The sequence below is a fragment of the Caballeronia sp. LjRoot34 genome (genome assembly GCF_964253815.1).
Lineage (GTDB): Bacteria > Pseudomonadota > Gammaproteobacteria > Burkholderiales > Burkholderiaceae > Caballeronia.
The window spans coordinates 1,170,253-1,184,351 of the sequence record NZ_CAXUSB020000002.1; the positions used below are offsets into that span (position 1 = coordinate 1,170,253).

Here is a 14,099-nt window from a genome sequence, read left to right on the forward strand (position 1 = left end):
TGTTCGCCACATTCGAAATTGGTGAGTCTCGAAAGTCGTTTTAGCGTTGGGAACCGAATGACTACGGACCAGAAATCGAGCTGGATGTTTGTGGATCGCCGCTATCGCGGCGTCTACCGCTCACATTTTCAACAGCTTTCGACGCGCCATCCAAAAATTGGACAGCGCGAACAGCGTTGTGAGTTGTGCAGTGTTTTTCTTCAGACCACGGTAGCGTGCTTTCGCGAAGCCAAACTGCAGTTTGATCACCCGAAACGGATGTTCTACCTTGGCGCGCACGCTTGCTTTAAGGTATTCAATTTTGTTGACGATGCGATCAAGCGCGTCGTCTTTGTCCAGCGCCGCGCGCTTGCCCGGGCACATCGCGACCATCCATTCCACCGCCTTTGCGCTGGTACGTTTTTGTATCCCACGATAGCCCGAATCGCCGTACACAACAGTTTCCTCGCCGTGCAGCAACGCGTCCGCTTTGACAATGTCATGTACGTTCGCGGCCGTTCCTTCAACTGTGTGCACCAGCCCGGATTCGGCGTCCACGCCAATATGCGCCTTCATCCCGAAGTACCACTGATTGCCTTTCTTCGTCGAGCTCATCTCAGGATCGCGCTCACCGCTCGCGTTCTTGGTCGAGCTGGGCGCGGCGATCAGCGTCGCGTCAACGACCGTACCTGCTTTGAGCAACAGGCCCTTGCTGCTAAGCACCGCATTGACCGCTGCAAGCATCTGGACGGCAAGCTCGTGCTTCTCAAGCAGATGCCTGAATCGCAAGATCGTGCTCTCGTCAGGCAGACGCATGTTCCAGTTATCCAGTGCAGCAAACTCCCGAAACAGCGGCACGTCATGCAACGCTTCTTCCATAGCAGGATCACTCAAGGTGAACCACTGCTGCATGAAGTGGATGCGCAGCATCGTCTCTACTGGAAACGGCGGTCTGCCTCGCTTACCTTCGGGTGCATGCGGCAATACCAGCGACACCAGCTCGCCCCATGGAACCACTCGGTTCATCTCGTCGAGGAACTCTCGCTTACGCGTTCGTTTGGTCGTCAAATCCAATCCCAGATTAGCTTGTCTCATTCCGCAATCGTCGCAGCCGTTCGTTTATTTGGCAACTCAATCGTGCATGATTTATGCAGACCTTCCTTAGCTCTCGAGCGCCGAATTCTGGCTGATAGCCCTCAGACGCGAGATGGTGGACGAGGCTCTCGTCAAATGCGAGGTCGATATCCTGGCCATGAGCTGCCTGCTTCACATTTTCGAGCTGCAGTTTTACTATGGATTTAATCTGCTCCCTATCGAGCGCATCAAAAATGATTATTTCGTCAATCCGGTTCAGGAATTCAGGACGGAAATGCTTGCGTAATTCCGCCATTACGATGGCGCGCTGACTCTTGTTGTTAGGCGAGCGGGAGCTCCGACACTTCGGAACACCGCGATGACCGCAGACGGGTCGGTCGTTGCCACGATCGCCCCTAGCAGCAGTCCATCGGTTAGCGGATGTCCTGTGATTCCGGAGGCGACCATTCCGATCATCGCTGTGGCGACGAACACCGCGAATACCGCCAGCAAAAGTATTGGCACCCAGTCGGCGGCCATATCCCTTACGTTTGCGCTCAAGGCAGCCTGAAAAAGCAGCGTGGGCAGAAAAATCGCAAGGTAGTTGGCGGCCGACATCCGCCACGCGAGGATCGGGGAGACGAACGTCAGCGCATCATCTGGAAGGACTGCAGTCGCTAGGAGACAGGCCGCACCGAAACATATGCCGACCAAAGCAATGAGCATGGTTTGCGAAACAAGCAGGCGAACGCTTATAACCTGAACTACCGCTATGACGGTGAAGACGGCTGCACCAAGAAGTATTAGGTCTATCTGCATTCAGATGGTCAGAACGAAGATCGGGTTCCTATTCCGGAAGCGGTTGAGCTCTACTTTTTCGCTTCTGCGAAAGTGTCGACAGCCGCTTGGATGGCGGGGCAGCACCGCGAATTGATTGCCAACCCGCTACCGATAAACCGCCGCTTGACGGTCGAGTGTATCGGTTTATAGCCACAGTGAATATCGAAAAAGCTCGGAAATCTTCCTATAGCGTCACGAGCTTATCCTCTATGGCGTTCGATGACGAAACCAGACCGTGCGATTAGGACAGACAGGACATACGCAAAGGGACAGAATCGCGGCTGATTGAGGTTGGCGAATAGAAAACCGCGACTCGACAACAGTCCCCGTCGTTCGCTTTGACCTGCAGGCGAAGCCGTGATCTAGATTGCATATGTGGCGGGGCTATGCCCTCATCAACCATTGGAGAATGAAATTGAAGACAAAACTAATACTTGCCTACGCGGCCTTTGCTGCCGTTGGCACGATCAGCCAACAATCTATGGCGCAGGTAGCCGGGGCACAGACAATTGGAACGTCGGCTACACAGGTTCAAATCATCGTGAACGGCTGGAGTGTGAACAAGAGCCTGCTTGGAAAACCAATTTTCAACGACCATGGCGAAAGGGTGGGCGTCCTTCACGACATCATCGTTGCACCCGATGACGCCATTTCGTACGCAATCATTGCCGCACATCAGTTCATCGGTGTTTCCGAGCACGACGTAGCAGTTCCAATTAATCAACTCGATTATGCGGGCGGGAAACTCGTTTGGGCAGGGGCAACTCGCGATGCCGTAAAGGCGATCCCGAAATTCGAGTACGCGAAGGTACGCGCTGTACCCATGGCCCGTGCGGATTACGAGCATCACTGAGGACAGACCGCTATCCGGAACGTGATCGTCTGTCCCCCTTATTGGTTTCGATGGCTCGTCGACCGATGTGACTCAGTGGCGCAGCACCGCTCGTGCGACGGAATCCTGATACATTCTTCCGCCACATGGCGGGGCAAGAGAGGGACGTGTCTCATGAGCTCCCTGGCATATCACAAGCATCTGTATCACTTCGAGAGAAAAATCCGACGCCCGGTGCGGCGCGGACTCCTCAGCAACACCTGTCAGTCCATCGCACGCTCTGTGTGGTCAGACAGCTCCGAAGCCAATCGTCATTTGCTTCTTTTTTCCCCTCCCACCCCTTGGTACTGCGCCCGATGAGACCGGCTGATGCGGAGACCCGATGATTTGGTATAAGGTGAGGCGCGACCGCAAGGCATCGCTGATGTTGCATTGCAGAATCTCGAGATGTTTTGATTCCGCAGCCTGTGGTTTCGATCCCCCGTTGTACCAAGTTTGATCGCTCGTGGCGACGTCGGTAAGGCCCTGGCGAGCCAATGGAGATCTTGGGTTTCCACCCGCATGTTTGACCCTAATTAGCGAAGGCTGGGGCCACCGGGAAGCTCCTGATGGCGGGGAAAAGCTGGTTCCGGTAAATTGAAAAGTCACGTGCGCAGCTTCAATTAAAAAATGTCCCTGACGCATGGCCGGACTGGAGACACGACATGCGAAACCAGACAACCGAGTGGTCGATTACCGACGTACCCGTTAGCGACCGTACCGACGCTTGGCAATCCGTTCTCAGTAGCAGCTACCGGGAATGGCAAGTGCCTCGTCGCCTCCCTGCGACCTTCTACGCGCGTGTGAAGCAGCACGATTTCGCAGGTACCGAAATTGTCGAAACCGTTTGTGATCCGTGTATCGGTCAGCGCATGCGTAATCACGTCCGACACGATGACGAAATGTATATCGGTGTCCAACTTACGACCGGAGGCCGCGAGCGCTTCACGATTGGTGGCTCGGGCGTAGAAGTTACGTCGGGAGATCTCGTCGTCTGGACGACGGACCAAGTGGCGCAGTTCGAGGTTTTGGAAAGACTGCACAAGGTTACGCTCATGATTCCGTGGTCCGTAATGCGGGAACGACTTGCGGATAGAAAGCAGCCACCGACTGGGGGCAAGATTGAAAGTCGGATCGGTGCCGGGTCGCTGCTCGCGGTTCACCTGCTCGCGCTATCTAACGAAATTTCACGACTTGATACGTCCGTGCAGGGTTCGGTTAGTCGCTCAACCTTGGAACTTCTCGGCATTGCTCTGAGCGGCCAGCAGCCTTCGTCTCTATTCGATGCCAGTGCAACCATGCTGCGTCGGGTGCAAGACTACATCTTGCAGCATCTTCACGAAGATAATCTGACTCCTGCCCGAATCGCAGAGGCGAATCGCATTTCCTTGCGATACCTGCACATGCTGTTTCAGCGCGGTGACGCGACTGTTTCTGGATGGATCCTCGACCGACGACTGCTTCTTTGCAAGCAGGCGCTGCTTGACCCCGCGTACAGTCGGCAGCAGATCGCCGAAATTGCATTTCGTTGGGGATTCAATTCAACCAGTCACTTCTGCCGCGCGTTCAAGGAGAAGTATGGTTGCGCGCCAGGAGAGCTTCGGAGAGGGGCATCGGGCAGTTCCACGCATACGGTGTAACTTACGTTCGTGTCTCGGCGTCGCCAGTCTGAGTCGCCCGAGAGCGAAATCAACCCTGGGTGTTACGCAGACTAGACGTAGTGTCCGGAACGTTCTAGCATTTCGATCTTGTAACCATCGGGATCCTCAAGGAGGAAAAAGCGTGCGAGCAGTTTTTCACCGCGCCTGAATTCTTTGATTGGTGCTGGCTTGAGTCCGACTCCTGTCATCCGCGCGTGTTCACCCTCAAGGTCAGATACTGCGGCCGCGACGTGTCCATACCCGTCCCCATGTGTGTATGCGACTTCGCGTCCCCGGTTCCAGGTCAACTCGATTTCAAAGTCATTCTCTGTATTGCGGAGATAGACCAGCGAGAATTCAGGGAAATCCAACCGGTGACTTATCGATAGCCCGAGGGAGTCGTTGTAGAACTTCAGTGAGCGTTCAAGGTCACGTACCCGTACCATCGCGTGAATGATTTTGGCCAATTTATGTCCTTGGGATAAGAACGTTTCTGGCAGGCACGACGCCTGCCGCCGAAGGGAGTCACACCGAGAATCGACAGAGAGTTTCTCCCCCGTCGATACGGATCAGATCACCGTGAATGTAGCTCGATTCGTCAGAGGCCAGGAAGACAGCAAGGTTTGCGATATCTTGTACCTCGCCCCACCTACCTAACGGTATTGCGTCGGTGAATGCCTTGTCGAAATCCTTGTCGTCGAATAATGCACGAGTCAACGAAGTCTTCGCATACGTCGGGCAGATTCCGTTGACGCGAACTTTATTGCGGCCATACTCGATTGCCAGGCAACGCGTAAGATTGGCTGCGGCACCTTTTGAGACGTTGTACACCGACTGCTTAGGATGTCCCTGAAGTCCTGCGGTCGACACTATGTTAACGATGTTTCCCCCGGATACCTGCCGCAGAAACACCTTGATTGCCTCCTGGCAACCAAACCAGGTTCCCTTGACGTTAACGTTAAAGCACGCGTCCAGGTCCTCGACCGAAAACTCATGGGCGAGCTTGCCGGCGCGATAGATACCCGCGTTGTTTACCATTACGTCCAGCCTGCCGAAAGCGCGTACCGCTTCATGTACGAGATTGGCTACCTGATCCTGTTGCGTTACATCACACGCAACGTAGTGGGCGTTGCCACGTGCTTCCTTGATGGCCGCCGTGGTTGTCAGCTTCGCATTTCCTTCGAAGCCGCCCTGATTTGGCGTCTCGTGAATGTCGCTCACAATGACGCTGGCTCCTTCCGAGGCATACGAAAGGGCAATCGACCGGCCGAATCCGGAGCTGGCGCCAGTCACGATAGCAATTTTTCCTTGTAGTCTGTTCATCTCCATTCTCCCGATATGTAGGAATGCTACCGAACGTCTCTCTGGAATGTTTCAGCGGGGCGCAAGGGTCCCTTCACTCAATTGGTTAATTGGTTGGCGTCTCAACACGATTCGTCTTCGTGTCGAGTTCTGCCAAACAGGTAGCTATCCTACGTTTGGTCAGCTGCCGGACATGCGATACGGGCAGTTAGCTTATGAAGAAAATGCCGTGTAGGTTTGGACAGCAATCTTCCCGTCTTCAACGAAAAGGGTATCGGTTGCTAACGTCACCCAAGGCTTTGCTTCCCATGCCATATAGGCGATCTGGCCAGAGATCGACTGGCTATTGATCTTGAATGCCGGCCAGAACGCCGGATCAGCGCTGTCGATGAATGCCTGGAAAAAGTCACGAATTTCGGCGAGTCCGCGATAAGTCTGACCGGGGGTGAGGATAGTAGACCCGTCATCGTAGTCCTTGAGAATCTCGTCCACGCCATGAGCGAATGCGCCGAGGTGATGTTCGAAGATTTGCTTGGTAACATCTTCGGTGCTTTCCACGTTATCTGTCATGACATCCTTCCGTTTCCGAAGTGAGAGGAGGGCAACGCAGTGGCACTGCCCAGAGAAGTTGCTAATCTATCCAGCGTATGCGCGTTGTGCTTCATCCCACGTAACGACTACGATCGGGGTGCCATCTTCCTTGATAAAGGACAGCGGGCCGAGGAAGGTCATATAGAACTCGCTATCGACCGGGAAGGACGTCTTGTCATGCCGGGCGTTTGCCGACTCGTAGCCGTAGGCCGGCGCGAAGACGGACTCACCGCCGTGATCCTGACCACCGCGAATGTCCATGCGTCCCTTGGTGAGAAGGTACTCGCCCGGTCCGACGTGAAAATGCGGGCTGAATGAGGATCCGGCGGGACACTCGAACATCGCAGTCCATGCACCCATTTCGGGTGACGCATGCAGCATCTTCCAGCGGACTCCGCCTTGCGAGAGCGCATCCGGAAATGCCTTCCACGGTATGTCATTGATCTGGACAGCTTCTTCACGAATTTTGGACTTGAGTTCCATGGTCGTCTCCTGAGTAGCCAAACGGGTGTGCCGAGCGGCTGGGTGGTGGGGTGATTCAACGATAGGACAGTCCATTCATTCACGATTGCACTCCGGCGCAGTTCGAATTGACCATCAGTGCACGAGTGCTTTGCTGTCACAGCAGCCAAAGAGCGGACGGGATACCCATCGCGAAAGTCTGCTGTGAGGCACGTTTCAGACCACAGCGTCATCCTTTCACGGAAAAATGAGGGGCGTATCTTGAGGCATGCAATCCAATTCGGCCTAGGAATTTCGGCATTGAATTTTCATGCGGGTTTAATCGGAGGGCTGTTCCCACGTTGGGCTATGGCGTGCATCGCTGCCCGGCGTGTTACAAAGCGAGCCTCGAAATCTCGGATGCCGCCACCGCAATGCCTGTCGCTGCGAGAGGTGCAGCGATACGGCAGCATCGCCGTTGCATATGGAGACGCAGGAGGCTAGACGACGCTTGAATCGTTACTTTTTCCTGACGATACTTTAATGTCTGCCGGTACGCCCACAGGCCCTGCCGTCAAGACTCCCGCCGGCCTAGTACAACATCCCCTAAATAGGTTTAATAATTATCTGGCTGTAAATAAGGATCCAGGAGCGTGACGACGAGCTTAGCCATCTCATCGAGCGGGCCCGAGCCCGGCAGAGGTTCCCATCGCCCACTATGGCTGCGAAAGGCTGCACCGTAAAGATTGCGGCCGAGCTCGCTCAGACGAGCCACAACAATCGGATCCTGATCGTCCAGACGTTTGATCAGTAGGTGAGCTCCGTAGGCCTGCGTCACGATCTGATCATGGCCTAGCAGGGCGCGCAGTTGGCGCTGCAGTTCGCTTGCATGATGTTTCGCGGATAAGGTCGGCATGGCAAGTTCCAGTTCAGGATGCGCCAGTTTGCAACGGATAGCCCCGGAAGGTCCATTTGAAGGGGCGCGCTGTCTGATTGCGCTCGCGGATAAACTGCTCGGTGCGCTCGCGCAGATGCGCGGTGCTGGTGTGGCTGGCATGGCGCAACACGCGGCGGGTGTAGAGGGCGAACCATAGTTCGATCTGATTGACCCAGCTTGCGTGCAAAGGAGTGAAGTGGAAGTGAAACCGCTTACCATGCCTCGCATTGAATGCTTGCCACACGGCGTGTGCGCGATGCGTATTCAGATTGTCCCAGATGACATGCACCTGTTTGCCAGGGTACGCGTGCGCCACGCTCTCCATGAAGGCCACCAGATCGTCCTGCGTGCGCCGCTCGCGGCACTTCCCAGCACCTGTCCAGTATGAACATCGAGCGCGGCAATCAGCGCCTGGGTGCCATGGCGGATATATTCAAACTCACGACGACGCAGCCGTCCCGGTCCGGGCGCGCGTCCCGCATGTTTGCGCTCGATGGCCTGAATGCCGGTTTTCTCGTCGATACTCAGCACTACCGCGTTCCTGGGTGCGCGGCGATACAGTTTGCAAATCGCATTGACCTTCTCGCGAAAGGCCGGATCTGGACTGTGCAGCCATTGTTGGACCCGGTGCGGGTGAATGTCGCCGGCCTGCAAAATGCGCTGCACATGGCTACGGCTGATTTGCCCGACAATGCCGCGCTCCACGGCGCGCACCACAATCTCGTCGAGCGTCGGCGTGACCCGCCCCTCAGCTTCCTGCACTTCACAAGCCAGCGCGATCAATTGCAGTCGCGTTTCCTGCGTGATGCGCGGTGGGCGACCACTGCGCTCACCTTCTCGAATTCCTTGCACACCTTGCCGCGCAATGCGTTTGCGCCACAGGCAGACCGTTTGCACGGACACGCCCAGTTCCTGCGCAATCATCGTGCTAGCGTGGCCCTCCTGAGCCAGTAACGCGATGCGCGCACGCATCACATCTCGCTGTGGGGCAGTCTTGCGCCCGATCAGGGATCGCAGTTCCTCTCTTTCTTTCTTCGCCAGCTTCACTGGCGTTGCGTGACGGCCTCGGCTCATCCTGCCATGATAAAAAGAGACCGCTAAATATTCAACTTATTTACGGGATGTTGTACTAGTTGTCTAAAAGTAGGGGAGGTGATCTCCTGCATCAGTTTGGCGCTTCAGAGTGAAAAGTCAGAGGCACTCAGGATGACCGTGTCGCTCCGCAAGGCCAGCCATTTTCGCTCAGCCACCGCTGAAATCCGCTTGCGGCCGTCGGCGAAGCATTTCATCAGGCGCTCCTCACTCGCTCTTGGTGGAACCCAGAACCACTGTTCAAGCGCCTCTCGCGTGATAGCGCAGCGCACCGGGTGTCTTTGCGCAAATGTGACGAAGTTAATCAGCCTTCCGTCAGAGGAGAGGGCGACGTCTTCAGTCGGCATTATTTCCATGGCTAGGGTCCATCTTTATCCGATTACGTAGCGTATCTCTTTTCGCTTGCACCCGCGAAATGTCAATTGCCTATCATATCGACATTCGACGCTCCCCGCGCATTGGGTTAGGGGGCAAGCATTGACAACGTGCGTTACCTTGCCGCCTGAGACGAAGACTCCCGAACACTGCATCGCAGATATTGAAAACCTCCACGTCGTGGACAGATCCGCTACTACACGAACCCTTGGGGTTAGGTGCGGCGAGACTGGGTCCAACGCCGCACCGGTCGTGGTGTGATAGGGCGAAAGCTGGCGCTGCCTTATCAATTCCCGGGTTCGCTGACGGTGATGTTGTTCACCACAGTCTTGCCATTTTCCGCGCCCTTCGCAGCCGCAGCGGCGAGTGAAACCTGCGTGCCCTCACGCACCGTACCGTCCAGCGTAATCTTGTTGCCTCGCGCAACGATCACGATACTCGACGAGTCCAGACCCTTGGTCGACGTAAGTGCTTGCCTGACAGTCTTTTCGGTCTGCCAGTTCATCTTCCTCAATTGTTTCTTGGTCAATCCGTTGGTTGATGGGGTAGTCGGTGTTGCGTCACTCGCGCTTTGCGCGAAGGCAGGCGAGGAAATATTGCACGCTGCCAGTACCGTGGCGACGATGAGTTTGGATAGTTCCATGTTTTCTCTCAAGGAAAGCGGTATGACAGAACGGCACGCTAATTGAAATCTTGGAAAGCGACCAGTTTTCTGACCGACCGGTCATGACGCTGCATGCCGGCCGGCCACGGCGAGCGGTGTTCTTCTTCAAGGAAAGGAAGTCGCTCGTACCGAGTAGTGGCTATTGCCGAGGAAATGCCAGCAGATCAGCATTTACCAAATCTGCACGGACTGTGCACATACCATGAGGTGCACCTAGATAGACCTTGAGCCTTGCGTTCCTATGATGTCGACGGATTTCCGACCCGAGTCGTCCAGCGGGACAATCTGGTCGTCGTCACCTTGGAGGATCAGTGTCGGCACATCGAGCTTTCGGGTTGGGTGTGAAGTCGACCTCGGAGAATTGCTTGATGCAAGCGTACTGACCTAGTATGGAGCCGGACATACCCTCACGCCAGAATTCGTCGATTACCTCCGGTTCCGGCTTGGCATTCGGTCGGTTGTATCCGTAGAAGGGCAGTGCGAGATCCTTGAAGAACTGGGATCGATTTTTCGCCGTGTTCGCACGGATTTCGTCGAAGATGGACAGGGGCAGCCCCGTTGGGTTCGCATCTGTTTTAAGCATGATCGGCGGAACAGCGGCGATAAGGACCATCTTTGACACCCGTTTCGACCCGTGTCGTCCGACATAGTGAGCAATTTCGCCGCCACCGGTAGAGTGCCCGACAAGCATTGCGTCTTTCACGTCGAGAGTGTGAAGCACCGTCGCCAGATCATCAGCGTACGTATCCATGTCGTTTCCACGACCGGGTTGTCCCGATCGACCGTGGCCACGACGTTATGCGCAATCACCCGATATCCGTTCTAGACGAGATAGAGCATCTGGGCATCCCATGCATCGGCGCTAAGCGGCCATCCGTGGGCAAGAACAACAGGATGACCGCTGCCCCAGTCTTTGAAATAGATTTCAGTTCCATCTTTTGCCGACATGCTGTTCATTTGCGTAACACCTGTGCGATGGGTTAGCGTGCCGTTGTGCGCCACTTCGGGCTTCGCGGACGTAGCATCAAGCGCGGCAAAGGCCGCGATGTTGTGCTGGGAGTAACCCATGCCTCGCGTCGCCCTTGCAGGAAAGCAATGTTCGTTTGTCCGTGCTTCGTTTCCGCTTGTATGGGGTTGGGATTGTGTTTGCGAACGCGAGGTAAGAGTAACTCGCGTTGGAATCGATGGCTCATATTCGAAAGAACACACTTACAGACGCCGGATTGAGACTGCCCCCTCAGTTTGGGTTGCAGAATCCATCAGATCTTTCTGGAACGCACGCGATATTTCCCGTCAGCACGCTAACGGGTTGGACGTGGATGTCCAAATAGGCAACCGTGAGCTGATGCCTTGGCGTCTGGGCGCAGATTTCCAACAGATTTACGCAATAGTCCCGCATGACCGTGGCAGAATATGAACGAAATCAGAAATCGTCGTGGCGATTCGGCTATGATCCGCACCCGCAGTCTGCTCTCATCAGATCGTTTCGTGCGAATCAGAAAAATTTAAAGTGCGTCAAAGAAAGACTAAAAGAGCGTATCCACGCAGGATCATCAGATGTCGTATCGCGTGAGAATATTGGAGTCATTTCCCGGGTGATTCAGTGAGGCGGGTTTATCGGATCTTTAAGTACAGATGGTGCGGTGCCATCAGGGGGCTTCGCGAGCGTCGCTTGGGTCTTCGACCTGTAGCGTGTTCTTGTGACATCGGCATGCCCCTGTCTAACCCACTTCCGTGAGGCTATCGGAGACGGTGTCATGATCGGGCGGCAAAAGAAAAGCTCGAGGCGTTTGCTTCGTGGAGGGGCAAAAGCCGATCGCAGCGATCGTCCGCTGCGGAAGCCTGTGCTACGAAAACCGGCAGAAAATCGCCATTTGCTCAAGAGGCGATCCGCCTCTGTTTGGTCAATTGACGATCAGGCAACGCAGAGGCGAGCTGCGACCGATCGTGCCCAGCGTGAGCGTACTGAAGCACTGCGGAGATCGGTTATTCTTGAGCCTAGGGCCAAGGCTTTTCTGGAGCGTATCGAAACCAGTGGCGTTGCCCCTGTATACCTGCTGAGCTACGATGAGGCGCGTGAACTATTCAGCTACCTTCATGAGGGGTTGGCGCCTCTTCGACAGGCCCTCGTTGTTGACACAGCTCTACCGGTGGGGCCGATCGGAAGCGTCGACGTAAGGATTGTGCGCCCCGATTCGGATCCGCGCACAAGGCCGACAGTAATTTACTTGCACGGGGGCGGTTGGGTAGCGGGCGGCAAACAAACTCACGACTGGCTGATACGGGAAATTGCGGTTGCCGCAGATGTCACGCTTTTCTTTGTGGACTATACGTTAGCGCCAGAAATGCAATACCCGCATCAGAATGAGCAGGCATATGCCGTACTTTCGCACGTCGCAAGGTATGCCGACACTTTTCGGGTGGATGCAAGCCGGATCGCCATAATCGGAGACGGAGCTGGGGGCAACATGGCCGCTGCTCTTACCTTCATGGCAAAAGAGCGCAACGGGCCAAAGATAGCATTTCAGGGGCTTTTCTATCCGGTTCTGAGCGACATATCAGAAAACACTTCCTATGAAAGGTACGCGGACGGTCCAATGCTGAACCTCGCAGACATGGCGTACTTTTTTGACGCCTACTTTCCATCTTACGAATCACGTCGCGAGGTTACTGCTTTCCCGTTACTTGCGTCAGTGGAAAATCTACGAGGGTTGCCGGAGACCTTGCTTATCGTCAGTGAGCATGACGTCTTGCGTGACGAGGGCGAGCAGTACGCACACAAGTTGTATGAGGCCGGCGTACAGGTTACCTCTGTTCGCTACAATGGGACCGTACATGGCTTCATGACTCTCAAATCTCTCGGGGATGCGCCAGCCACTCGCGCGGCAATTGCGCAGATTGCGAATTCTTTGCGCTCGGCGTTTTATCAGTAGCAAAATACGGACTACGACCATGCCAGCGTTTGTGAACGTTCCTCCAATGCTCGGCTATTCACGGTCCACAATAGGCGTGCGAGCGTGGACATCGCGCCACCGATGAGGCGTTTCATTCGAAAGGCGTCGAAAGACGGTGGTGAAGTGCGCCTGTGTGCGAAATCCCACGCTTAAAGCGACGTCAACTACCGGCATATTCGTCGTCAGCAGCAGCTCCTGTGCCCGCTCGATCCTGCGATGCAAAAGAAATGCGTGTGGAGAAAGGCCCGTTGCTGCCCGGAACCGGGCGGCGAAATGCATGGGCGACAATCCGGCCGCCGTTGCCAACTCGTTTAACGAGATGGGCTGGTCAATGTTCTCGTCCATGTACCGGATGGTTTCTTCCGTGCGATGTTTTTCAAGAGGAGTGGCTTTGCTGCTGAACGCAGGGAGCGGCTCAGCGCTGGATGGCCATGCGTTCAGCAGTCGCGCAACGATTGCGAGTGCAACTCCATCGACATACAGACGGTCGTAGTATGTCTGGCCGTCGATCGCGTGCATCAGGCCGACTGTTAACTGTTTTACGATGGAGTCGGTTACGAAATAGGAGTGTTGGGCGGAAACGTCTGCGCCGCGTTCCTGGGCCAGTTGCCGCTGATATTCAGTGACGTAAGCCCGTGAGACATATATGTGAAGAAAATCGGCGGGCGCCCGAAGGACGCATCGGGTGAGCCCGGTCGATGCGCTGACCTGCGCGGTTCCTTTTTCGATGAGACCATCGTGAATCCGCGTACCGTTCATGAACATCGTGACCCAGGTCTTTCGCAACGCCAGCGCTACCGTATAGTATTTGTACGGTCCCCACGCGACGAGTTCATTATCGCCCGACATATCGATCCAACGCGTGACGAAGACCGAGGGATCGTCCGCGCGCACGCCTGTTCTCATGCTCCCTGGAAGCGTGCGCCATTCGGTCTCGCTGTGAATTGGTGGCGCGTCGCTTGGCCAGCGCCGTAGTGACAGCGCGTCTTCGGCCAGACCTATCTCTTTAATTTGAGTGACAGCGTCAGACATAACCGGCCGCCGTGTTGGTCGTTCCCCGGATGGTCTGCAGCGTCCTGAAGATTTCAAATCGACGTTGACGTGGCCGTTTGACTGCATTGCTTCGCTGCTGAAAGATGTTCGCCATCTCGACTATCACCTATCCAAAGCCGGTGAAGTTATTCACGACGCTGCCGGACACCATCATTTGTCTCGTTCGGTAGGGGCGCCCGTCGATTTGCCCCAGCTGGCTGGTCCGACACAAGGTCATCAACAACGGGTTTGCTCATGAGCATGTACAACCATCCTGCCCAAATGGCAAGCAGATTATGGATAACTG

The 14,099-nt window shown here is 55.4% G+C and carries 14 protein-coding genes and 2 pseudogenes; 3 read left to right on the forward strand and 13 right to left on the reverse strand.

All coding sequences use genetic code 11. The features are described 5' to 3' along the window. Positions 1-120: 120 nt before the first annotated feature. From ACSQ36_RS24810 to ACSQ36_RS24820, 3 genes are read right to left on the reverse strand one after another with little or no spacing between them, the layout of a single operon-like run. Positions 121-1,074: an IS5 family transposase gene (locus tag ACSQ36_RS24810; RefSeq protein WP_436183975.1), complete on the reverse strand. Its 954-nt coding sequence runs from the start codon at positions 1,072-1,074 to the stop codon at positions 121-123. Further along, on the reverse strand, positions 1,061-1,369 hold the full coding sequence (locus ACSQ36_RS24815; RefSeq protein ID WP_436183976.1) for a hypothetical protein: 309 nt from the start codon (positions 1,367-1,369) through the stop codon (positions 1,061-1,063). The genes ACSQ36_RS24810 and ACSQ36_RS24815 overlap by 14 nt, the downstream gene beginning before the upstream one ends. Beyond that, positions 1,369-1,872, reverse strand: coding sequence for a cation:proton antiporter domain-containing protein (locus ACSQ36_RS24820; protein WP_436183977.1), 504 nt, complete (start codon positions 1,870-1,872; stop codon positions 1,369-1,371). Before ACSQ36_RS24820 ends, ACSQ36_RS24815 begins: the two co-directional genes overlap by 1 nt. 436 nt (positions 1,873-2,308) lie before the next feature. Between ACSQ36_RS24820 and ACSQ36_RS24825 the strand changes: the two genes are divergently transcribed. Further along, positions 2,309-2,746 carry a PRC-barrel domain-containing protein gene (locus ACSQ36_RS24825; protein WP_436183978.1) on the forward strand — a complete coding sequence of 146 codons (438 nt, stop codon included), beginning with the start codon at positions 2,309-2,311 and terminating at the stop codon, positions 2,744-2,746. A 683-nt stretch (positions 2,747-3,429) separates the two neighbouring features. Then, positions 3,430-4,404, forward strand: a complete 975-nt coding sequence (locus ACSQ36_RS24830; protein ID WP_436183979.1) for a helix-turn-helix domain-containing protein — start codon at positions 3,430-3,432, stop codon at positions 4,402-4,404. A gap of 71 nt (positions 4,405-4,475) precedes the next feature. Here ACSQ36_RS24830 and ACSQ36_RS24835 read toward each other — a convergent pair whose 3' ends face one another. From ACSQ36_RS24835 to ACSQ36_RS24875, 9 genes and pseudogenes are all read right to left on the reverse strand, one after another. Beyond that, entirely contained in the window at positions 4,476-4,871 is a 396-nt protein-coding gene (locus ACSQ36_RS24835; RefSeq protein ID WP_436183980.1) for a VOC family protein, read from the reverse strand. 58 nt (positions 4,872-4,929) lie between these two features. Further along, positions 4,930-5,727 (reverse strand): SDR family NAD(P)-dependent oxidoreductase, encoded by a 798-nt coding sequence (locus ACSQ36_RS24840; RefSeq protein WP_436183981.1) that lies wholly within the window; start codon positions 5,725-5,727, stop codon positions 4,930-4,932. Between the two features lie 192 nt (positions 5,728-5,919). Further along, positions 5,920-6,276 (reverse strand): nuclear transport factor 2 family protein, encoded by a 357-nt coding sequence (locus tag ACSQ36_RS24845; protein ID WP_436183982.1) that lies wholly within the window; start codon positions 6,274-6,276, stop codon positions 5,920-5,922. 66 nt (positions 6,277-6,342) lie between these two features. Then, positions 6,343-6,780, reverse strand: a complete 438-nt coding sequence (locus ACSQ36_RS24850; RefSeq protein ID WP_436183983.1) for a cupin domain-containing protein — start codon at positions 6,778-6,780, stop codon at positions 6,343-6,345. A gap of 574 nt (positions 6,781-7,354) precedes the next feature. Further along, positions 7,355-7,654: a hypothetical protein gene (locus ACSQ36_RS24855; RefSeq protein ID WP_436183984.1), complete on the reverse strand. Its 300-nt coding sequence runs from the start codon at positions 7,652-7,654 to the stop codon at positions 7,355-7,357. Positions 7,655-7,667: 13 nt separating this feature from the next. Further along, positions 7,668-8,749 (reverse strand): annotated as a pseudogene (locus ACSQ36_RS24860) (IS630 family transposase). Positions 8,750-8,853: 104 nt separating this feature from the next. Then, complete coding sequence (locus ACSQ36_RS24865) at positions 8,854-9,114, reverse strand: DUF1488 family protein (RefSeq protein ID WP_436183985.1); 261 nt, start codon at positions 9,112-9,114, stop codon at positions 8,854-8,856. Positions 9,115-9,428: 314 nt separating this feature from the next. After that, a complete protein-coding gene (locus ACSQ36_RS24870) occupies positions 9,429-9,785 on the reverse strand; it encodes a BON domain-containing protein (protein WP_436183986.1) in 357 nt (118 codons plus the stop codon). A gap of 160 nt (positions 9,786-9,945) precedes the next feature. Then, positions 9,946-10,763: pseudogene (locus ACSQ36_RS24875) on the reverse strand (alpha/beta fold hydrolase). 800 nt (positions 10,764-11,563) lie between these two features. Between ACSQ36_RS24875 and ACSQ36_RS24880 the strand changes: the two are divergent. Beyond that, positions 11,564-12,739 (forward strand): alpha/beta hydrolase, encoded by a 1,176-nt coding sequence (locus ACSQ36_RS24880; protein WP_436183987.1) that lies wholly within the window; start codon positions 11,564-11,566, stop codon positions 12,737-12,739. A gap of 54 nt (positions 12,740-12,793) precedes the next feature. Here the strand turns inward: ACSQ36_RS24880 and ACSQ36_RS24885 are convergent, their stop codons facing one another. Beyond that, complete coding sequence (locus ACSQ36_RS24885) at positions 12,794-13,792, reverse strand: helix-turn-helix domain-containing protein (RefSeq protein ID WP_436183988.1); 999 nt, start codon at positions 13,790-13,792, stop codon at positions 12,794-12,796. Positions 13,793-14,099: the final 307 nt, after the last annotated feature.

Coding starts and splice junctions, on each gene's coding strand:
- ACSQ36_RS24830 (WP_436183979.1), top strand. CDS start 3,430: ATGCGAAACCAGACAACCGAGTGGTCGATTACCGACGTACCCGTTAGC.
- ACSQ36_RS24870 (WP_436183986.1), bottom strand. CDS start 9,785: ATGGAACTATCCAAACTCATCGTCGCCACGGTACTGGCAGCGTGCAAT.
- ACSQ36_RS24850 (WP_436183983.1), bottom strand. CDS start 6,780: ATGGAACTCAAGTCCAAAATTCGTGAAGAAGCTGTCCAGATCAATGAC.
- ACSQ36_RS24820 (WP_436183977.1), bottom strand. CDS start 1,872: ATGCAGATAGACCTAATACTTCTTGGTGCAGCCGTCTTCACCGTCATA.
- ACSQ36_RS24845 (WP_436183982.1), bottom strand. CDS start 6,276: ATGACAGATAACGTGGAAAGCACCGAAGATGTTACCAAGCAAATCTTC.
- ACSQ36_RS24810 (WP_436183975.1), bottom strand. CDS start 1,074: ATGAGACAAGCTAATCTGGGATTGGATTTGACGACCAAACGAACGCGT.
- ACSQ36_RS24815 (WP_436183976.1), bottom strand. CDS start 1,369: ATGGCGGAATTACGCAAGCATTTCCGTCCTGAATTCCTGAACCGGATT.
- ACSQ36_RS24885 (WP_436183988.1), bottom strand. CDS start 13,792: ATGTCTGACGCTGTCACTCAAATTAAAGAGATAGGTCTGGCCGAAGAC.
- ACSQ36_RS24865 (WP_436183985.1), bottom strand. CDS start 9,114: ATGCCGACTGAAGACGTCGCCCTCTCCTCTGACGGAAGGCTGATTAAC.
- ACSQ36_RS24855 (WP_436183984.1), bottom strand. CDS start 7,654: ATGCCGACCTTATCCGCGAAACATCATGCAAGCGAACTGCAGCGCCAA.
- ACSQ36_RS24880 (WP_436183987.1), top strand. CDS start 11,564: ATGATCGGGCGGCAAAAGAAAAGCTCGAGGCGTTTGCTTCGTGGAGGG.
- ACSQ36_RS24840 (WP_436183981.1), bottom strand. CDS start 5,727: ATGAACAGACTACAAGGAAAAATTGCTATCGTGACTGGCGCCAGCTCC.